This is a genomic window from Bacillus sp. JZ105 (assembly GCF_053903125.1).
The window spans coordinates 1243153-1261742 of record NZ_CP096387.1 but is presented as its reverse complement, the minus strand read 5'-3'; the positions used below and the strand labels follow the sequence as shown (position 1 = coordinate 1261742).

Annotated in this window: 21 protein-coding genes; 7 read left to right on the top strand and 14 right to left on the bottom strand. The window is 42.3% G+C overall.

Going from position 1 to position 18590, the window contains the following annotated elements; translation table 11 throughout:
* Nucleotides 1-5: 5 nt before the first annotated feature.
* The 13 genes from M1D81_RS06390 to ggt form a co-directional block, all read right to left on the bottom strand.
* Complete coding sequence (locus M1D81_RS06390) at nucleotides 6-1331, bottom strand: dihydrolipoamide acetyltransferase family protein (RefSeq protein WP_456265273.1); 1326 nt, start codon at nucleotides 1329-1331, stop codon at nucleotides 6-8.
* A 17-nt stretch (nucleotides 1332-1348) separates the two neighbouring features.
* Nucleotides 1349-2329 carry an alpha-ketoacid dehydrogenase subunit beta gene (locus M1D81_RS06385; protein WP_163115341.1) on the bottom strand — a complete coding sequence of 327 codons (981 nt, stop codon included), beginning with the start codon at nucleotides 2327-2329 and terminating at the stop codon, nucleotides 1349-1351.
* Between the two features lie 31 nt (nucleotides 2330-2360).
* Nucleotides 2361-3344: a pyruvate dehydrogenase (acetyl-transferring) E1 component subunit alpha gene (gene pdhA / locus M1D81_RS06380; protein WP_024424949.1), complete on the bottom strand. Its 984-nt coding sequence runs from the start codon at nucleotides 3342-3344 to the stop codon at nucleotides 2361-2363.
* A gap of 172 nt (nucleotides 3345-3516) precedes the next feature.
* Nucleotides 3517-4557 carry an alcohol dehydrogenase catalytic domain-containing protein gene (locus tag M1D81_RS06375; protein WP_456265274.1) on the bottom strand — a complete coding sequence of 347 codons (1041 nt, stop codon included), beginning with the start codon at nucleotides 4555-4557 and terminating at the stop codon, nucleotides 3517-3519.
* Complete coding sequence (locus M1D81_RS06370) at nucleotides 4554-5000, bottom strand: hypothetical protein (protein ID WP_456265275.1); 447 nt, start codon at nucleotides 4998-5000, stop codon at nucleotides 4554-4556. The genes M1D81_RS06375 and M1D81_RS06370 overlap by 4 nt, the downstream gene beginning before the upstream one ends.
* A gap of 61 nt (nucleotides 5001-5061) precedes the next feature.
* Nucleotides 5062-5340 (bottom strand): PTS sugar transporter subunit IIB, encoded by a 279-nt coding sequence (locus tag M1D81_RS06365; protein WP_003212259.1) that lies wholly within the window; start codon nucleotides 5338-5340, stop codon nucleotides 5062-5064.
* Nucleotides 5341-5359: 19 nt separating this feature from the next.
* A complete protein-coding gene (locus tag M1D81_RS06360; protein WP_024426780.1) occupies nucleotides 5360-6733 on the bottom strand; it encodes a PTS galactitol transporter subunit IIC in 1374 nt (457 codons plus the stop codon).
* A 54-nt stretch (nucleotides 6734-6787) separates the two neighbouring features.
* Nucleotides 6788-7255 carry a PTS sugar transporter subunit IIA gene (locus M1D81_RS06355; protein ID WP_024424952.1) on the bottom strand — a complete coding sequence of 156 codons (468 nt, stop codon included), beginning with the start codon at nucleotides 7253-7255 and terminating at the stop codon, nucleotides 6788-6790.
* A 238-nt stretch (nucleotides 7256-7493) separates the two neighbouring features.
* Nucleotides 7494-8225, bottom strand: a complete 732-nt coding sequence (locus M1D81_RS06350) for a sulfate/molybdate ABC transporter ATP-binding protein (RefSeq protein ID WP_456265276.1) — start codon at nucleotides 8223-8225, stop codon at nucleotides 7494-7496.
* A gap of 15 nt (nucleotides 8226-8240) precedes the next feature.
* On the bottom strand, nucleotides 8241-9110 hold the full coding sequence (cysW, locus tag M1D81_RS06345) for a sulfate ABC transporter permease subunit CysW (protein ID WP_248351393.1): 870 nt from the start codon (nucleotides 9108-9110) through the stop codon (nucleotides 8241-8243).
* A 5-nt stretch (nucleotides 9111-9115) separates the two neighbouring features.
* Nucleotides 9116-9961 carry a sulfate ABC transporter permease subunit CysT gene (gene cysT / locus M1D81_RS06340; protein WP_456265277.1) on the bottom strand — a complete coding sequence of 282 codons (846 nt, stop codon included), beginning with the start codon at nucleotides 9959-9961 and terminating at the stop codon, nucleotides 9116-9118.
* Between the two features lie 11 nt (nucleotides 9962-9972).
* Entirely contained in the window at nucleotides 9973-11010 is a 1038-nt protein-coding gene (locus M1D81_RS06335; RefSeq protein WP_456265278.1) for a sulfate ABC transporter substrate-binding protein, read from the bottom strand.
* A 263-nt stretch (nucleotides 11011-11273) separates the two neighbouring features.
* Nucleotides 11274-13025, bottom strand: a complete 1752-nt coding sequence (gene ggt / locus M1D81_RS06330; protein ID WP_456265279.1) for a gamma-glutamyltransferase — start codon at nucleotides 13023-13025, stop codon at nucleotides 11274-11276.
* A 228-nt stretch (nucleotides 13026-13253) separates the two neighbouring features.
* Between ggt and M1D81_RS06325 the strand changes: the two genes are divergently transcribed.
* From M1D81_RS06325 to M1D81_RS06300, 6 genes are all read left to right on the top strand, one after another.
* Complete coding sequence (locus M1D81_RS06325) at nucleotides 13254-13712, top strand: ASCH domain-containing protein (RefSeq protein ID WP_456265280.1); 459 nt, start codon at nucleotides 13254-13256, stop codon at nucleotides 13710-13712.
* A gap of 206 nt (nucleotides 13713-13918) precedes the next feature.
* The gene (locus tag M1D81_RS06320; protein WP_024426775.1) at nucleotides 13919-14536 is read left to right on the top strand and encodes a DUF47 domain-containing protein; all 618 of its coding nucleotides are present in this window, start codon (nucleotides 13919-13921) and stop codon (nucleotides 14534-14536) included.
* 15 nt (nucleotides 14537-14551) lie between these two features.
* A complete protein-coding gene (locus M1D81_RS06315; protein WP_456265281.1) occupies nucleotides 14552-15550 on the top strand; it encodes an anion permease in 999 nt (332 codons plus the stop codon).
* A gap of 146 nt (nucleotides 15551-15696) precedes the next feature.
* The gene (locus tag M1D81_RS06310; RefSeq protein WP_024424960.1) at nucleotides 15697-16467 is read left to right on the top strand and encodes a type II toxin-antitoxin system SpoIISA family toxin; all 771 of its coding nucleotides are present in this window, start codon (nucleotides 15697-15699) and stop codon (nucleotides 16465-16467) included.
* Nucleotides 16442-16612 carry a type II toxin-antitoxin system SpoIISB family antitoxin gene (locus M1D81_RS06305; RefSeq protein ID WP_024424961.1) on the top strand — a complete coding sequence of 57 codons (171 nt, stop codon included), beginning with the start codon at nucleotides 16442-16444 and terminating at the stop codon, nucleotides 16610-16612. The genes M1D81_RS06310 and M1D81_RS06305 overlap by 26 nt, the downstream gene beginning before the upstream one ends.
* Before the next feature lie 98 nt (nucleotides 16613-16710).
* Nucleotides 16711-16842: a hypothetical protein gene (locus tag M1D81_RS06300; protein ID WP_258954603.1), complete on the top strand. Its 132-nt coding sequence runs from the start codon at nucleotides 16711-16713 to the stop codon at nucleotides 16840-16842.
* Here the strand turns inward: M1D81_RS06300 and M1D81_RS06295 are convergent.
* The gene (locus M1D81_RS06295) at nucleotides 16831-17730 is read right to left on the bottom strand and encodes an N-acetylmuramoyl-L-alanine amidase (RefSeq protein WP_456265282.1); all 900 of its coding nucleotides are present in this window, start codon (nucleotides 17728-17730) and stop codon (nucleotides 16831-16833) included. The genes M1D81_RS06300 and M1D81_RS06295 overlap by 12 nt on opposite strands.
* A 310-nt stretch (nucleotides 17731-18040) precedes the next feature.
* On the opposite strand from M1D81_RS06295, the gene M1D81_RS06290 reads away from it, so the two are divergent.
* Nucleotides 18041-18589, top strand: a complete 549-nt coding sequence (locus M1D81_RS06290) for an ImmA/IrrE family metallo-endopeptidase (protein WP_456265283.1) — start codon at nucleotides 18041-18043, stop codon at nucleotides 18587-18589.
* The last annotated feature ends 1 nt before the right edge of the window (nucleotide 18590 follow it).

Sequence of the window (18590 nt, the reverse complement as noted above, 5' to 3'; positions counted from 1 at the left end):
ATCTCCTACATTAGCAATTCAAATGGTTGTTCAAGCACTTTTTTAAGATCTGTTAAAAAGGCAGCCGCTGGTGCGCCATCTACCACTCGGTGATCAAACGATAAACTAACGCCCATCATCGGCCGCACCTGAATTTCTCCATCTACTACAACAGGTTTTTCTTGAATGCGCCCAACCCCTAAGATCGCCACTTCCGGCTGATTAATAATCGGGGTAAAGTTATCAATGGCATACATCCCTAAGTTACTAATGGTAAAAGTGGACCCTTTCAGCTGGTCTGGCAGCAGTTTTTGGTCACGTGCGTTTCGGCCGATTTCTTTCGCCTCTTTTGTCAGCTGTTTTAACCCTTTTTGGTTCGCATGAGAAATGACTGGAACCATTAAGCCATCTTTTACAGCGACAGCAAGACCAATGTGCACTTCATCATGGAAATGGAGCTCATTTTGTTCAAACGTCATATTGATATGCGGGTGGCGTGTGAGTACATTGCTGACCGCATGAATGATAATTTCTGTGAATGACAGTCTGTAGCCTGTCTCTTTTTCAATCGCCGGCAATAGCTGTTTGCGTACTTCTTTCGCTTTTGTCATATCGATTTCACTTGTTAATGTCACGTGCGGTGCTGTAAAGGCACTTTGTGACATGCGATCGGCAATCACTTTTCTCATGCCAGCTAGTTTTTGTGTTTTCGCTGGAGAAGACTCTGCTGTTTGTGCAGCTGCTGCCGTTACATCACTCTTCATAATTTTTCCGTGTGCACCAGATCCAGCAACATTCGCTAAATTGATTCCTTCACGAGCAGCCACTTTTTCTGCAAGCGGTGACACGCGCTGATCTTTTTCACTAGAGTGGACGGCCGCCTCGACGTCCCGCTTTTGAACTCTGCCTTTCGGTCCTGTGCCAGATACCTCATGAATCGCTACATGATGATCCTTTGCCGTTTTTCTCGCCGCAGGTGTGGCACGTACTTTTTCATTAGGTGTTTTTGGGGCTTCAGTAGAACTGGATGAAGCCGCTTCTGATGAAGACGATTCGCTGCTGCCTGGTGAATCTTCAACTGATTGTGCTGGCGGTTCGCTTGGCACCTGTTCATTTGCCTCTCCGATGTATCCAATGACAGCATTGACTGGAATTTGATCATCGGCTTCATAATATTTCTTTAGAAAAATACCATCATCATAGGCTTCTACCTCAATATTGATCTTGTCTGTCATAATTTCAAAAAGAGGCTCACCGATTTCAACCGAATCTCCTTCTTCTTTAAACCATTGAAGCAAGGTGCCGACTTCCATCGTACTGCTCAGTTTCGGCATAAATATCTCTTTTGGCATGATCTTCTCCCCTTTACTTAAGAGCGCACAAGCTCTTTTGCTGCTTCAATAATGTCTGGCACTTGTGGAATGACCGCTTTTTCCAGCGTCGGGTTGTATGGTATTGGGACCGCAAGACCGCCAAGTCGTTTAATTGGAGCATCTAAGAAGTCAAAGGCTTCACTTTCCGCTATCATACTTGCAATCTCTCCGCCATAGCCGCCTCGTTTTACCGCTTCATGAACGACGATACATTTACCTGTTTTCTTCACAGATTCGATAATCGTTTCTTCATCTAATGGGACGAGTGTTCTTGGGTCAATGATTTCAACATCGATTCCCTCTGCTTCTAGTTCCTTCGCCGCTTCTAACGCTTTGTGTACCATAATCGCTGTTGCTACAATCGTGACGTCTTTCCCGCTTCTTTTCACATCTGCTTTCCCTAGAGGAATGGAATATTGCTCTTCAGGCACTTCACCGATTGTTTTATATAAAAGCTTGTGCTCGTAGAAAATGACAGGGTTGTCATCATCCATCGCCGCTTTTAAAAGTCCTTTTGCATCATAGGCTGTTGAAGGCTGAACCACTTTAAGTCCTGGAATATGCGCCATCCACGCTTCTAAGCTTTGGGAGTGCTGCGCCGCTGCACCCGTTCCTGATCCTGCTGGTGTTCTTACGACAAGCGGCACCTTTCCTTTTCCGCCAAACATGTATCGTGTTTTGGCTGCTTGGTTCACAAGCTGATCCATTGCGATTGTGATAAAGTCAGAGAATTGAAGTTCTAAAATCGGACGCATACCAGTTAAAGCCGCTCCGACTGCCCCACCTGCGATGGCAGCCTCTGAGATAGGTGTATTGCGAACGCGCTCTGGCCCGAATTCTTCAATCATGCCGCGCGTGACCCCAAAAGCACCTCCATATACGCCGATATCTTCACCTAAAATGAAGACATCTTGGTTTTCTCTCATTTCCTGACTCATTGCCTCTCGAACGGCTTCTAAATATGAAATCTCTCTCACTGTTGTTTTTGTCACGTGATTCCCCTCCTAATTAGGCGTATACATCCTCTAATAGTGTGTCAATTGACGGTTCTTTACTGTTTTTGGCGAATTCGACAGACGCTTCAATTTCCTGCTTTGCTTCTTCCTGTAGGCTTGCTGCCTGCTCTTCTGTCAAAACATTCAGTTCAATCAAGAGAGACTTAAAGCGTTTGATGCCGTCTTTTTGTCTCCACTCTGTCTCTTCTTCACGTGTACGATATTTTTTCGCATCACTCTTAGAGTGACCCTTCCAGCGGTATGTTTTCATTTCAATGAGTGATGGGCCTTCTCCCGCTCTCGCACGGCTGACTGCTTCATCAACTGTGTTCATAATTTCGACCATGTCATTTCCATCAACCGTTTTCCCTGGCATTCCGTAGCTTTCTGCTCTTGTTGAAATGTCTTCAATGTTGATCATTTCTTTCACAGGGCCAGACATCCCGTACTGGTTGTTTTCACAAATAAACACAACCGGTAAATCCCAAATGGATGCAAGGTTTAATGCTTCATGGAAGCTGCCTTCATTTGTGGCGCCATCTCCGAAGAAACAAAGAACAACAAAGCCTTCCTGCTTCATTTTAGATGTGAGCGCTGCACCTGTTGCCAGCGGGATACCGCCGCCAACGATGCCATTTGCCCCAAGATTCCCTTTTTCTAAGTCCGCAATATGCATCGAGCCGCCTTTTCCTTTACAATAGCCGGTTTCACGTCCAAACAATTCAGCCATCATTTTATTAACCTCGGCCCCTTTTGCAATACAGTGACCGTGTCCCCTGTGTGTGCTGACGATCTTATCTTTATCTTCTAATACGGCAATCGATCCAACAGCTGACGCTTCCTGTCCAACACATAAATGAGTGGTGCCATGGATAAGTCCTTTTGCAAAGAATTGATCGACCTTTTCATCAAAATATCTCACTAACCACATTTGTTTATATAAATCTGCTAATTTCTCATGACTAATCTGTTCAGGCAAAGTGATCTGTTTTTGCATTTCTTCTCTCCCCTTTACATTTGTTCTTGTATGTTACATTTGTAATTATCATACGTTTAAGTGTCATCGAAGTCAAGCATTTCTCTCTCATTTTTAAGCGTTTTCATCTTTTATCAGAAAAAAAGAGAAAGGCAAAGCCCTTTTCCAAAGAACTTCTCTTTCTCTTTTAATCTCATACACTAAATTCATCTGGATACATCATGATTTTGACGCTCTCACCCTCAGGATGCCTCGCACATTCTATCGCCTGAAGCAGCTGGCTTAACGGATAACGATGCGTTACCATCTTTTCAGTGTTGACCACTTTTGCTTTCAAAAGCTCAAGGGCTTCACGATAATGATATGGATGCGAAGAATAGGCTCCTACTACCTTCACTTCATCATTGAAAAATCGTTCTGCAGGAATGGCCATATCGCCCTTTGGAAAATGGGCAAACACCAAAATCGTCCCGCCTCGCGCTACAGCCTGAAACGCCTCTTTTAAAAGCGCACTGCTCCCAACAGAAATAATGACGAGGTCTGCTCCCTTTCCATCTGTTTCTTTCATCACCCGGTTTTCTACCGGCTCGGCTGCTGGATGAAAGGAGACGTCTGCACCTAAACTCCTCGCTTGCAGCAGCCTGTTCTCATTCACGTCTGTTATCATCACTTTCCCAGCCAAATAATATTTGGCGAGCTGCAATTGAATACAGCCAATTTGCCCCGCTCCAAGGATCAAAACGGAATCTCCTGGATGAACAGGTGCTCGTTCAAACCCGTGCAGGCAGCAGGCAACCGGTTCTACCATCGCCCCTTGCTCATACGATACGTCTTTTGGAAGCTTGCCCATCGTGTGCTTGACATGCAAAGCAGGTACACGGATATATTCTGAAAACCCGCCCGGCTCTACATTTGTGGCTGTAAACTGCGGACACATCGTATAAAACCCCTTTTGACAAAAGTCACAGGTGAAACAAGGCACATGATGCGCCACATAAACCCTGTCTCCCGTCTGGACATTTGTCACACGCTTGCCGGTCTCGACAATATCACCAGCGATTTCATGCCCTAACACCGTCCCAGGAGGTACTGTCTCATGTGTTGCTTTGTAAATATCCGTTCCACATAAGCCGCAGGCCCTCAGCTTTAACAAAACTTCATCATCACCGATGACTGGCCGGTTCCGCTCCTCATACCGAATGTCCTCTGAAGAATAAAAGACAGCTGATTTCATGTAGCGGCATCCTCCTTTTCATCACCCTTCGCAAAATCCTGCAGTGTTTGAACAAGCTGCTTGTACTCACTCATCTCGCTGGATATCCAGTAGCGCCCTCCGAATATACGAGATGGCCCCACCCTGACATAGACTTTCCCGATATGAGGATAAGGCTTTAAAAAAAGCTTTCCTTTAATATCAGAAACTGCATATGTGTGCCATCTGCCAAAAGCCCCTATCTTCAGTTGATCTTCACTAATGATGACGTTTGTCGGCTGGTTCAGTCCTGTAATACTAGAGAGCATGAGAATAGGCAGCGTATAAACGCCTAACACAGCTAACGGGTCAGGTCCTGCTGACCATAACGTATAAAGAGCCCAGAGAAAAAACAGACAGATGAGCACAGCCGGAAGAAAAATAGACAACATTGCAGACGTTCGGCTATAAGCATGATGCTGCATGAGACTTCCTCCTTTCAGATCACTAGAAGGAGCCGCAAAAGCTCCTCCATGCAATAACTCTCTACTTGATATGATCGATGATTTTCTCGATATCATCTTCAATACCAAATCCAGTTAAAAAGGATAATGTTTGAATCACAGGTGTCCCTTTTGTATCACTCACAGGCGTTGTTGTCACAATTAAATCAGCACCCTCCGCTTTTTGCGGTACTTCAGATGCCTTACACTGTTCCACAACGACATCATATCCTTTTTCCTTTAACGTCTCTTCTACCTTTTTAGCCACAACCGTTGATGTTGCAACTGCCGTTCCGCATGATACTAATATTTTCTTCGCCATTAAAATCCCTCCATCTCATTTATTGTTCTTTCTGATCTAAGCCCATTTCTTTTGCATACTGCTTTTTAATATCATTTCGCACCCAGTACCATAGAAGCGCATAGGCCAAAGCACAGATAATCGCGGCAATAAAGTAAGGGTTGCTCGGATCAAGAAGTCTCACCATGATCCAAGGAATAACGTGAGAACCAAGGTCAATACCTGAAATCATGTTTGCCCCTTCTGGGAAATCAAAGCCGACTGCTTTCCCCATAGTTGTTGCAAGCGGTGCAAGGTTCGTTGCGATAAAGAAGACAATCATTAATGTGAAAATACTATTAATAAGACCGCGAATAATATTTCCACGAGCGGCTGCTACTGCCCAGACAACTGTAAATGGCAGAACCGATAAGTCAGCAAACGGGAGCATGCCATTGTAAGGCAGGACAACAGCGAGCAAAATCGTAATCGGTACCATTAAAAGGGCTACCGCCATATTCGCTGGATGACCAATCACAATCGCTGTATCTAAACCAATATAGACATTTTTCCCTGGGAAACGCTTTTGAATATAAGAACGAGCGCCCTCAGAGATTGGAATGAGCCCTTCCATTAATAGCGCAACCATTCTTGGCATTAAGACAAGAACTGCTGCCATTTGAATCCCGAGCGTCATCACGCCTTTTGCATCATAGCCGCCGAGAAGACCAATAATGATACCAAGTATGAGACCCATCACAAGCGGTTCGCCAAAAATGCCAAAGCGTTTCTTCAATGTTTCTGGATCAGCATGAATTTTGTTTAAACCAGGGATCTTATCAATGATGCGGTTGGACGCATACATGAGCGGGGCAAAGTTGACCGTTTCAGCATGAGCCATCGATACGCCTTTTAATCCGAAATGGTGTTCGATTGTCGGCGCCGTCCAATCGGCTAATTTTAGCGTGATCGCAGAGACGATCAAGCCAACAGCAAGAGCCAAGAACATATTATGATAAGCGTAGTAAGTAACAGAGGCTGCGAAAATCAAATGCCAGAAGTTCCAAATATCCACATTCAGCGTTTTCGTAAAGTTTACGGACAATAAGATGACATTTAATAAAAGCACAAGAGGAATCATGAGCGGGGCAACGGGTGTACCAAAGGATATGGCAGCTCCAATCGGCCATCCAACATCCAAAATATCGAGCTTTAGCCCAAGGGAATTAACCATGGCTTTTGCTGCTGGCCCAAGTCCGCTCACGAGCAAATTAATGACAAGATTGACACCGACAAACCCAATTCCGATCGTAATACCGGCCCTGAAGGATTTCTTAAAGCCCTGCCTTAAAATCATACCGAAAAGCGTCATAATAATCGGGAGCATAATAGTTGGTCCAAGGTCTAATATAAAATCGACGGCTTGCTTGATCATACATCCACCTCCTGAATTTTTTCAGATAAAGCGCTTACATATTTTCGTGAATGGCTATTGGTTTAATTCTTGCTGAAGCACGTCAACTGCTTCTTCATAAGATGTCATGTGTGAGAGCTTTGTCATCACTTCTTCTTTTCTAAAAAGTGTCATCAGCTTCTCCAGCATCACAAGCTGTTTGCTAGGCTCAGAGATTGCTAGGACAAACACAATTTTGGCTTGCACTGTTTCATCAGGGCTTCCCATCTTATGAAAAATGACAGGTTCCTTTAAAGTAGCTACACTAATCGCTGGTTTGTTCACATGCTCAGGATCTGTATGCGGGATCGCTACCCCAAAGGCTGCAAGTGGAAGGCCTGTAGGATAAGTTTTTTCTCTTTCAAGCACTGCTGGTAAAAAGCTAGATTTAATGTACCCTCCAGCTTCTAACCGCCCTGCTAAATATGTGGTCACCTCCTCTCTCGAAGATGCTTCGAACTGCAGCTTAATCAGTTGTTCATCTAACTCAAACAAGCTGTTCAAACAACCACCCCTTTCATTTGGTATAAATATGAACACATGTAACAAAAAGAAAGAACATTTTAGAATAGAACCTTTTATAAAGCGCTTACAATTATGTGTCCTGAAAAATGTTCAATACTGTTACCTTTGTAAAGATATTATAATATTCAAAATTATAAGTCAATGTCCCTAGGAAAATTTTTATAAAAAAAGACGCAGTGATCACCGCGTCTTTTTTTATAATCTTCTATACTTCTTGTTAAATGTGGCTTCCTATATCTAAAAATTCAGATACAAATAGATTGTCTGTCTGCACTGCCATTTCTTCCTTTGTGCCAATTTTTTCGATTCTTCCTTCATTCATCACAACGACACGATCAGCAATATCGAAAGCTTCTTCTTGATCATGTGTCACAAAAATGGTGGTCATTTGAAAGTCACGATGAACTCTTTTCAGCCAATGCCTTAATTCTTTTCTCACCTTTGTATCAAGTGCACCAAAGGGTTCATCTAAGAGGAGTGCCTTCGGCTGAACGGCAAGTGCGCGCGCCAGTGCCACACGCTGCTTTTGCCCGCCTGACAGCTGATCTGGATACCGCTGCTCAAACTGCGTAAGCTGAACAACCGCTAAAAGCTCATGTACCCGCTCTTTGATGTCTTTTTTAGGCAGTCTTTCTCCTCTAGGTTTCATTTTCAGCCCATATGCCACATTATCAAAAACCGTCATATTTCGAAAAAGCGCATATTGCTGAAATACAAAACCGATCTGTCGTTTTCGTACTGGAATGTGTGTGTAATCCTGATCTCCAAATAAAATCTGTCCGTTATTGGCATAATCAAGACCTGCAATGATTCTTAATAAAGTCGTTTTCCCAGAGCCAGATGGTCCTAGTAAAGAGATCAATTCACCATTTCTTATCGATAAATCCACGTTTTGCAAAACCTTTGTCTGACCAAATTGTTTTGATATTTGTTTTGCTGTAATCCCCAAGGCCGATCCCTCCATTTATGTTGAGCGCTTGCCAAGCCGGTGATCCCTCTGCTGAATGATTTGCTTAATGATTAAAGTAATGACTGCCACAAACGCCATGAGAGACGCCACAGCAAAAGCGGCTTGAAATTGGTACTCATTGTATAAAATTTCGATATGAAGCGGCATCGTATTGGTCATGCCTCGAATATGACCTGATACAACCGACACGGCACCAAATTCACCAATCGCTCTTGCCCCGGCTAAAATGACACCGTAAAAAAGAGCCCATTTGATATTCGGCAGTGTCACAAAGAAAAAAGTCTTCCATCCGTTTGCACCAAGTGTGAGCGATGCTTCCTCCTCATGAATGCCTTCATGCTGCATAAACGGGATTAACTCTCTTGCAATAAACGGAAATGTAACGAATATGGTGGCTAGGATCATACCTGGTACAGAATAAATGACTTTCCATCCATTCGCCATAAGCCAAGGCCCTAAAAGCCCGTTTGAACCAAATAAAAGCACAAATACAAGTCCAGCAATCACAGGCGAAACGGCAAACGGGAGATCAATCACAGTCGTTAACAAACGTTTTCCGCGGAAATTAAATTTTGTGATAAGCCATGCAGCACTCACCCCAAAGATCATTTGAAGCGGCAAGGTGACGACGACAATGAAAACAGTCAATTTGATCGCCGCGAGTGTATCTGGATGTGAGATGGCAAGAAGGTATGAACTCCACCCTTTCTCAAATGCCTTTGAAAAAACGGCGATCAGCGGTATGAGTAAAAATAAAATCAAAAAAGCATACACGACCGTAATCAATAGGATTTTCACCGTTTTAGATTCGGTTACAGGACTTTTATACTGAACATGGTGCTGATGACTAAGCTCTCTCTCCAATGGTTTCACCTCACGTATACTTGTTTTTTCCGCTCAACATACCACTGAATGCCGTGAATCAATAACAGGATGAAAAACGAAAGAAGCAGCATCAAGCATGCAATCGCTGCTGCACCATGATAATCATACTGTTCAAGCTTGGACATGATCATCAGCGGTGTAATTTCTGTTTTAAACGGAATATTTCCAGCAATAAACACAACAGAGCCATATTCACCTAGCGCTCTTGCAAACGCAAGTGAAAATCCAGTCATCACCGCAGGAAACAAGGCCGGCAGCAGTACGTGAAAAAAGGTCTGTCTCCTTGTCGCACCAAGAATCGCCGCAGCCTCTTCCACTTCCTTCTGAAGCCCTTCTATCACAGGCTGAACGGTTCGGATAACGAATGGAATGCCAATAAAAATCAGTGCCAAAATAATCCCAATCGGTGTGTACGCCACCTTTATATGCAGAAATTGACCAATCCATCCATTAGGAGAATAAAGGGTGGTCAGGGCGATACCCGCAACAGCTGTTGGGAGAGCAAAAGGCAAATCAATGAGAGCATCTAAGATTTTCTTTCCATGGAATGTGTACCTGGCGAGAACCCAGGCAATTAGTACACCAAACCCTGCATTGATGAGAGCAGCTGCAAAGGAAGTCGTCACGGTCAGCTGAAGAGACTTCAATACTCTTGCATCGGTAAAAACCTTCCAAATCCCCTCTGCTCCTAATGAAGCCGTCCAAATAAATACCATGGATAAAGGAATGACGACAATCGCACTCACATAAACGAGCGTCACCCCAAGGCTCAGCCCAAATCCAGGCAATATACGTTTTCTTTTATTGGCGGCTGCATGTGCTTTCTTCATCACATCGCCCCCTATTTTTGTCCGCTGTATATTTGATCAAATAATCCGCCATCATCAAAAAATCTTTTCTGCGCCTTTCTCCACCCGCCAAACGCTTGATCAATCGTCACCATATCAATCTTTTTAAACTGGTCTTTATATTTATTTAAGACTTGTTGATTTCTAGGGCGATAATAGTTTTTCGCCGCAATTTCCTGCCCTTTTTTAGAATATAAATAATCTAAATAAGCCTTCGCCACTTTCTCTGTTCCTTTACGTTTCACATTTTGATCAACGACCGCAACAGGCGGCTCCGCTAGAATACTAATTGATGGGGTGACAATTTCAAATTTGTCTTTGCCTAGTTCGTGCTGCGTTAAATAGGCTTCATTTTCCCATGCAATTAACACATCCCCAAGCCCGCGTTCAACAAAGGTCGTTGTGGCTCCGCGAGCACCTGAATCAAGGACTTCGACATGTTCATATAGCTTTTTGACAAAATCCTTTGTTTTTTCTTCACTCCCATGAAATGTTTTATCGGCGTAGGCCCATGCAGCTAAGTAATTCCATCTCGCACCGCCGGACGTTTTCGGATTTGGCGTAATGATGGACACACCTGGCCGAATCAAATCGTCCCAATCTTTAATATTTTTAGGATTCCCTTTCTTCACAAGAAACACAATGGTCGATGTATACGGTGTTGACTGATTTGGAAATTCTTTTTGCCAATCTTTTGAAAGCAGTCCGCGATCTGCAATCGCATCAATGTCATACCCTAAAGCCAGTGTTGCCACATCTGCCTCGAGTCCATCAATAATCGATCTTCCCTGCTTTCCTGATCCACCATGAGACTGCTTGATCGTGACATCCTCACCTGTTTTGTCTTTCCAATACGTCTGAAAGGCTTGATTGTATTCCTGATACAATTCACGTGTAGGATCATACGAAACATTTAACAGCTCAACCTTTCCTTTTTGGCTCGAGGCTTCGTTTGCGTTTGAGCATGCAGTACTCGTCACTGCCAAGACTAATATAATGGTCACGACCCAGACCCATTTCCACTTTTTCATGTTATCCCGCTCCCCTGTTATCAAAAATAGTGACACCAACCTTGCCGTTTCATACGCAAAAAAGACCCTTAGCCACCTGAAATACATCACAGTCCTGTACTTCAAATTGCCAAGAGCCTTCGGTTGTCCGATCAGCTATGTATGATTGATGTTAGTCTATATATTATTCAAACTATTCACAGGTGTCAACTCTGTTTTTTTTTCATTTAAACAAAAAAAGAAACGCCATCTTGAAGAGGCGCTTCTTTTCCCGGGAAATGGTTTTAATCGGCAGAAAGCTTTAAATTGACACCAACAGCGGTTCCATTTCTCGAGGAGTCAGCTACTCCTGTAAATGTCCCTGCTTTCCGATCAATGAGCAAGGCTTGCACATTTCCTATATCAATAGGTGAACTGCCAAAACGATGACCCATATCATTTAGCTTCGTTCTTACATCAAGGGGAACACCTACTTCGTAACGGTAAGAAGTTGTACTGTTTGTATAAATCCGCGGCTCTTCCACCGCATCTTGCAGCTCCATGTCGTATTCAAGCAAGTTTAATATGGTTTGTGAAACAGAAGCAATAATAGTCGTTCCTCCAGGTGAGCCCACAGTCATGACCGGCTCGTTATCTTTAAATATGATGGTCGGGGTCATACTGGATAATGGTCGTTTATTTGGCTGGACTTCATTTGCTCCGCCTGGTCTTGCGTCAAAATCTGTTAGTTCATTATTTAAGAAAAAGCCATATTCCGGAACAAGGATCCCTGTACCAAATAACTGTTCAATAGTTGTTGTGAATGACACAACATTTCCCCACTGATCGGCAACAGTAAAATGAGTGGTCTCGCCAATGGTTTTATCTTCTGGCTGCGGGACAATTGGGGATGGATTTTTTTCATCCTCATACGCCCATGGATCGCCTTCTTTTGGGTTTTTGTTCATTTGATCTAATTGAATGAGAGAAGCTCTTTTAGAAATGTAATCATCGTCTAGTAGTCCTTTTAGTGGAACATCTACGAATTCGGGGTCGCCTGCATATGCAGCACGGTCAGCATAGGAGAGATGCATTGTTTCAGCTAGCAGCTGATATTTTTCGAATGATTTGGGGTCATATTGTGATAGATTGAAGTGATCTAGTATTTTGAGTATTTGCAGCATAAACACACCGCCTGAGCTTGGTGGAGGCATACTTGCAAGCTGGTATCCTTTATAGTCCCCCCAGATAGGCTTGTCAGTCTTGACCTCATAACGACCAAGGTCATCAGTTGTCATCGTTCCGCCAAAATCTTGGACTGTCTTTGCAAGTGCTTTTGCTACTTTTCCTTCATAAAATGCTTTGCTTCCTTTTTTTGCAATGAGCTTAAATGTTTTCGCCAGACCTGGCTGTACAAGCTGCTCGCCTTCTTTGAGCGGCTGATCATCTGGAAGAAAGATTGGCGCTGCGGCCGTTTTTTTCAGCTTTTCTTGATGATCTTCAATGGCTTTTGCTAGAACAGAATCGATTTCAAATCCATCCTCTGCAAGCTGAATGGAAGGCTCAATCAATTCCTTCATCGAACGGGTTCCCCATTTATCTAATGCTGCTTCGAGACCTTTTACTGTCCCTGGAACACCAACCGCATTACCGTGTGTGGACCGCTCAGCAAATGGGATGACTTTTCCCTCATCCGTTAAAAACATGTCAGGTGTTGCGCCCTGTGGTGCTCGTTCTCTACTATTGATGATGGATGTTTCTTTTGTCTTTCCATCATAAACCATCATAAAACCACCGCCGCCAATTCCAGACATCATTGGCTCTGTCACATTCAGTGCGTACTGGATGGCAACAGCAGCATCCACTGCGTTTCCACCTTTCTTTAATACATCAGCACCTACTTCTGATGCCAGCGGGTGAGCAGTAGCCACCATGCCATCTTTACCAACAGCTACTTTACTCCCATGAGATTCGTTCGCATTGACTTGGCTGACAGGCAGAAAAAACGAGAAAACAAACAGACATATGGACAAAACAGTTAGAGAAATGCGTTTCATGAACAACACCCCTTCCATATTCTTACTTTGACCTTACCGACTTCTTGACCAGAATACAATAGATTATTCTAAAATTTCAAAAATTTTCATCCTATCATCCTACATTTCCCAAATAAAACATTGTTTTTCAAAACATATGACGCACTCACTCATTAGGAATAAAGACACAGAATTTTCAACGATTCAGCTTCAAGGTATAATAAACATTAACAAAGAGGGGGAAAAACATTGAACAACAAATGCAGATTATTTTGGGAAGAATATTGGAAAGATAAATCAGAAAAAGCACCTGATGACGCGTTTGTTTCGGCGTGGGCATTCGGCTCAGATCCTGATCATTTGCTTGATCTTGTAAAGCAAGGAAAAAAAACAGCCACTTGTTCTGGACACCTTTTTTATGAAAAGGAACAGGAGCCGCTTCCACAACCCGGACAATATGCGGTCATTTTGGACAGCCAAGAAGAGCCAAAAGCCATCATTGAAATTACACATGTAGATGTCATGCCAATGAATGAAGTCCCCGTATCATTTGCACAAGCAGAAGGTGAAGGCGACTTATCTTATGACTATTGGTACAGAGAACATAAAGAATTTTTCACAAAAGCACTCCAATCATACGGTTTAGAATTCAAAGAGGATATGCTTCTTGTTTGTGAACGGTTTAAGCTGATCTATTCAGCTTCTTAGCCTTTAAGCGGCGCCAAATATGGGCCGCTTTTTTCGTTGCTTTTCCCCTTTTAGAAAAAGGTGTGTTGAGATCACATCTTTAGGTCAGAATAAGATCAAATAGAAAAAGTGAAGAAATTTTCGACTACACCTGTTTTTTTTCGACAAAAGAATATATAATTATTTGATGTGTGCATTGTCTCATTTATACAATGGAGGGTTTTTACATGTTAAAAAGGAAAAAAGACAAGTTTTCCGTCTTGTTAACGGAAATTGCTAAAAATTTAGATGAAACTGCTGAGTATTTTGTTAGCTATAAAGTAACAAATCAAACCACTCTGAAAGAATTTTCTGACACATTGAAGGAATATGAGACAAAAGGTGATAATCATGTTCATACCATGATTAAAGAGCTGAACAAAGCCTTTATTACACCGATTGAACGTGAAGACATTCTTCAATTGACGAATAGCCTCGATGATGTTTTAGATGGAATTGAGCATTTTTCCGCAACATTAGAAATTTACTCAATTACAAGCTCTGACGAACATATCGACAAATTCAGCCACTACATCAGAGAGTGTGCAAAAGAAATTTTAATCACAATTGATCTACTAGCTGAAAATCGCTTGAAAGATATTCATCCGCACGCAATCAAGATCAAAGAGATTGAACATAATTGTGACAATCTTCATCGTAAATCATTAAAGAACTTGTTTGGAAAAGAAACAGATCCAATTAAAGTGATTCAATACAAAGAAATTTACGAAACACTTGAAGAAATCGCTGATTCCTGTCAAAGTGTTGCCAACAATCTAGAAACAATCATTATGAAGAATGCGTAACGGGGTTAGTTAAACATGGACACATTACTCATCCTTACCATACTTATTGTCATTTGTGCACTTGCTTTTGATTTCATTAACGGGTTCCACGATACAGCAAATGCCATTGCGACTTCAGTTTCAACGAAGGCATTAAAGCCTAGACATGCGATCATCATGGCAGCGTTCATGAACTTCTTAGGAGCAATGACATTTACAGGTGTGGCAAAATCCATTACAAAAGATATCGCAGATCCATTTACACTTCAAAACGGCTCTGTTGTGATCTTGGCTGCTTTAATTGCGGCCATCACATGGAACTTGCTTACTTGGTATTACGGGATTCCGAGTAGTTCTTCACATGCATTAATCGGATCAATTGCAGGAGCGGTTATTGCTTCTGCCGGTTTTGGCGCTTTAAACTATTCGGGATTCATTAAAATCATTCAAGCACTTTTGCTTTCACCTATCCTAGCTTTCGTATTGGGATATATCGTGTATACCATTATCAAAATTATATTTAGAAACAACAATCTCGCAAAAACAAATAAACAATTCCGACGTGTTCAAATTTTAACGGCTGCACTGCAATCGTATACTCATGGGACAAACGATGCGCAAAAAGCGATGGGAATTATTACAATGGCTTTAATTGCAGGTAATTTGCATACAACAGACGACATTCCTTTTTGGGTACAATTCTCTTGTGCGCTTGCAATGGGACTCGGTACTTCTATCGGCGGCTGGAAGATTATCAAAACAGTCGGCGGTAAAATTATGAAAATTCGTCCAGTAAACGGAGTATCTGCCGACTTAACAGGTGCAGCTATTATCTTCGGTGCGACGTTTATTCACTTACCTGTTAGTACGACTCACGTTATCTCATCTTCTATTCTAGGTGTAGGTTCTGCACACAGAGTCAAAGGGGTTAACTGGGGTACGGCAAAACGTATGCTTGTCACTTGGGTGATTACTTTACCGATTTCAGGAACTCTAGGTGCTCTTGTATACTTTGTTTTAAATGCGATTCTCTAATATCAAAGACCTGTCAGACAGGTCTTTTTTTATTTGCCCGCACACTTAAATGCCCTTTTCCTGCAGGACATTTTTTCATGAAGCAGGGTTTCCAATCATATCCATAGAAATAAACAAGTATTCATCTGTCTATGGGAGAGAAGAACATGCTATTATTTTTTCAATTGACTGTATGGTTATTGCTAGGTGCTCTTGCTGTGTATGTATTTGCGGTTTGGCGCTTTGAACAAAAAGTAAAAGAAAAGATGTTTGCCATTCGTAAAACGTGGTATTGGATTTATGTAGCGGGTGCTGTTGTGTACTGGACAAATGACCCTTCTTCTATCTTCACCGATTGGATGCACTACTTGATCATTGCCGTATTTTTCGCATTAACCGATGCTTTCATCTTTCTTAGCTCCTATATTAAGAAACTCGGAAATCATGAGCTGGAAACCGACACCCATCAACTCCTTGAACAAAATAACGATCTGCTTCATTCTTACCTCAATAAACTAAAAACGTACCAATACCTATTGAAAAATGAACCGATCCATGTATATTATGGAAGTGTAGAGGCATATATAGAGGGAATTGAGCGGCTGATTTATTCTTTTGCCGACAAGATGAATATTCAAGCGGTGCTTTGTCCATACGATATGCAGGAACAAAAAGACGACCTGCTTCGGACACTTGACCAGCGGGCTCTTATTCAGGCGAAGCTTGACAGGCAGGAAGTATATTACGATGATTTCGGTCATTTGGTGCTCATCCCATTTTCTGTAGCAGATGCTCATTTTGTCATTAAGCTCACCTCCGATGAGATTGTCACGGAGTTCGACTATTTATTAATGACATCACTGACAACAATTTATGACCTAATCTTGCCTGACGAAGAGGAAGGTGATGAAGATGGACCACGCACTTCAAGGGGATAACAACAATCCTAAGAAAAACCCTTTTAAGATTTTAAAGAAAAAGCGCCATATCAGCATGGCCGATTATAAGGTAAGCCCCCATACTGAGCGAATTTTTAAAAAGAATGAACAGCTTCTGGATGAGTATAAAAATAAAAAGGCTTGATTACACTAAAGGACGCGGAACGAAATCCGCGTCCTGATTCCATTTTTACATAGACCTGCATACAATACACTATACGCTGCAACGATTGAGGTGCCAAAATGAAAAAGAAAATCAAACAACTGAGATATGTTCAGTTTGCCGAATATCAGCCTTCCCCATATACTCGGCGATTAATTGAAAAAAGTGAAACAGCCATCCAATCGTACAAACAGAAACACTCACTGATTTAACAGTTTAAGCAGCTTCTCCTTCGTTTTAGGTCCGTATACCCCATCACTCGTCAGCCCGTTCACCAGCTGAAAGCGCGCTACGGCATTCGCCGTTTTTTCCCCGTAAACACCATCGATTCCTTTATCTGCAGCCGATTTATCAGGATAAAAGTAAACAGCAGCAAGCGCTTTTTGGACGAGGCGTACGTGCTCTCCCTTCGTTAGAGGCGAAGTCACCTTTAAAATCCCATCTGGCAGCTCATACATCATTTTTCCATCGTTTTGATAAATTTTGAGAACCTGTCCAATTTGAATCTTGTTCGGGTCGCTAATGTTATTCCACTTCTGTAGATCTTGAACTGTGACGTCATGAGATTTGGCAATACTCGTTAACGTATCCCCGCTTTTAACGACATACGTGATGACCGACTCAGGGTCTCCTGCTGTTTCAATTCCTTTTTTGAATTCATCCCATGTAGCGAGAAGCAGGCGCGGACATGCTTTTCCAGACCAGTGTTGATGTGTGACCACATTCGCTAGTGGAATATGATGTTCTTTCAGCAGCTTTTGGATGAGCCATTGCGCATGTTTAACCGCTTGCTGGAAATTCCCATCTTCATTTTCACAAATTTCAATGCCGATCGACTTTCTGTTCCCATTTCCATGTCCGTCCCCTGCATGCCAGCCATTTTCATTTAACGGCAGATGCTGAAAGATTTCATGATCATCCACTGTAAAGTGCCAGCTTTCCGCTGTCGTTGGGCGTTTCACATATGCCGCATGACTTTTCGCATCCGCTCCCTTTGACGTGTTTGCTGTGTTATGCACCGTCACATACAACGGTGTCATGGCGTATCCTGGACGGTTCCCGTTTCCAACTGGAATAAAATCTTGATAAATTTTTACCATGTTCTGCACTCCCTTTTGAAAAATTGAATTGATCTTTCTCATCAATTGGTGGCGTTCGTAAGACAACTTGGGTTTGTTTTAGTGATAAGACTATGGTAAGATTTGAATTCAATCCACTCTATTTAGTAATGGAAAACGCAAAAATGAAGAAAAAAACAGGAATTAATTCCATTTTTCCTTGATTTTATGTTAAAATTGTTAAAAATAAGCCGATATTAAAAGTAAGTAATAGCTTCATTAGCTATTTAGTCCTATATGGACTTTTCTTTTATGCCAAAAACAGAACATATGTTTGCTTGGAGGTTTTTAAATGACTGGTTTTTTAACCCATTTAGAAGAAGAGATTAAGCGGTTATATGCCAAATTACAAATAAGCGGTCCTGCTTATAGAGACATGCAAAGGATCGCTTCTGAATTTCATGTATGGGTCCACTATGAGGATACTGGCAGCATGATGATCAAACATCAAGGTCTTTACAGTATTATATTAAACAGATCTCTATCGTCAGAAGAACAATGGCAGGATTTTGCCCACGAGCTTTGTCATGTGCTGAAGCATGCAGGCAATCATTTCAAGATGCACAAACTCTTTCGAGAACTGCAAGAGTTTCAGGCTAAACAATTCATGTATCACTTTTGTGTGCCGACCTTTATGCTGATGAAAATGAAGCTTCCAAACCTTCGGCAGCAAGCCATTTTGCACATTGCGCAAACATTTCATGTCACCTGGGCTTTCGCTGAAAAGCGGCTCGCCTTGTTCGAACAGCGGAAAGCAGGCATTCGCTTCCAACAAGAGTTTACATCTTATTTAATGAAAGCCGAGAAGGTCGCGGAAAAAGAAGCTGTTTATCAAACGTGAG

Excerpts from the sequence above, each read along its gene's own strand:
- pdhA (WP_024424949.1), bottom strand. The coding sequence starts at position 3,344 with ATGCAAAAACAGATCACTTTGCCTGAACAGATTAGTCATGAGAAATTA.
- cysT (WP_456265277.1), bottom strand. The coding sequence starts at position 9,961 with ATGAAGAAAGCACATGCAGCCGCCAATAAAAGAAAACGTATATTGCCT.
- M1D81_RS06370 (WP_456265275.1), bottom strand. The coding sequence starts at position 5,000 with ATGCAGCATCATGCTTATAGCCGAACGTCTGCAATGTTGTCTATTTTT.
- M1D81_RS06300 (WP_258954603.1), top strand. The coding sequence starts at position 16,711 with ATGAAAAAGAAAATCAAACAACTGAGATATGTTCAGTTTGCCGAATAT.
- M1D81_RS06360 (WP_024426780.1), bottom strand. The coding sequence starts at position 6,733 with ATGATCAAGCAAGCCGTCGATTTTATATTAGACCTTGGACCAACTATT.
- M1D81_RS06335 (WP_456265278.1), bottom strand. The coding sequence starts at position 11,010 with ATGAAAAAGTGGAAATGGGTCTGGGTCGTGACCATTATATTAGTCTTG.
- M1D81_RS06365 (WP_003212259.1), bottom strand. The coding sequence starts at position 5,340 with ATGGCGAAGAAAATATTAGTATCATGCGGAACGGCAGTTGCAACATCA.
- ggt (WP_456265279.1), bottom strand. The coding sequence starts at position 13,025 with ATGAAACGCATTTCTCTAACTGTTTTGTCCATATGTCTGTTTGTTTTC.
- M1D81_RS06320 (WP_024426775.1), top strand. The coding sequence starts at position 13,919 with ATGTTAAAAAGGAAAAAAGACAAGTTTTCCGTCTTGTTAACGGAAATT.
- M1D81_RS06290 (WP_456265283.1), top strand. The coding sequence starts at position 18,041 with ATGACTGGTTTTTTAACCCATTTAGAAGAAGAGATTAAGCGGTTATAT.
- M1D81_RS06375 (WP_456265274.1), bottom strand. The coding sequence starts at position 4,557 with ATGAAATCAGCTGTCTTTTATTCTTCAGAGGACATTCGGTATGAGGAG.
- M1D81_RS06295 (WP_456265282.1), bottom strand. The coding sequence starts at position 17,730 with ATGGTAAAAATTTATCAAGATTTTATTCCAGTTGGAAACGGGAACCGT.
- M1D81_RS06390 (WP_456265273.1), bottom strand. The coding sequence starts at position 1,331 with ATGCCAAAAGAGATATTTATGCCGAAACTGAGCAGTACGATGGAAGTC.
- M1D81_RS06305 (WP_024424961.1), top strand. The coding sequence starts at position 16,442 with ATGGACCACGCACTTCAAGGGGATAACAACAATCCTAAGAAAAACCCT.
- M1D81_RS06310 (WP_024424960.1), top strand. The coding sequence starts at position 15,697 with ATGCTATTATTTTTTCAATTGACTGTATGGTTATTGCTAGGTGCTCTT.
- M1D81_RS06315 (WP_456265281.1), top strand. The coding sequence starts at position 14,552 with ATGGACACATTACTCATCCTTACCATACTTATTGTCATTTGTGCACTT.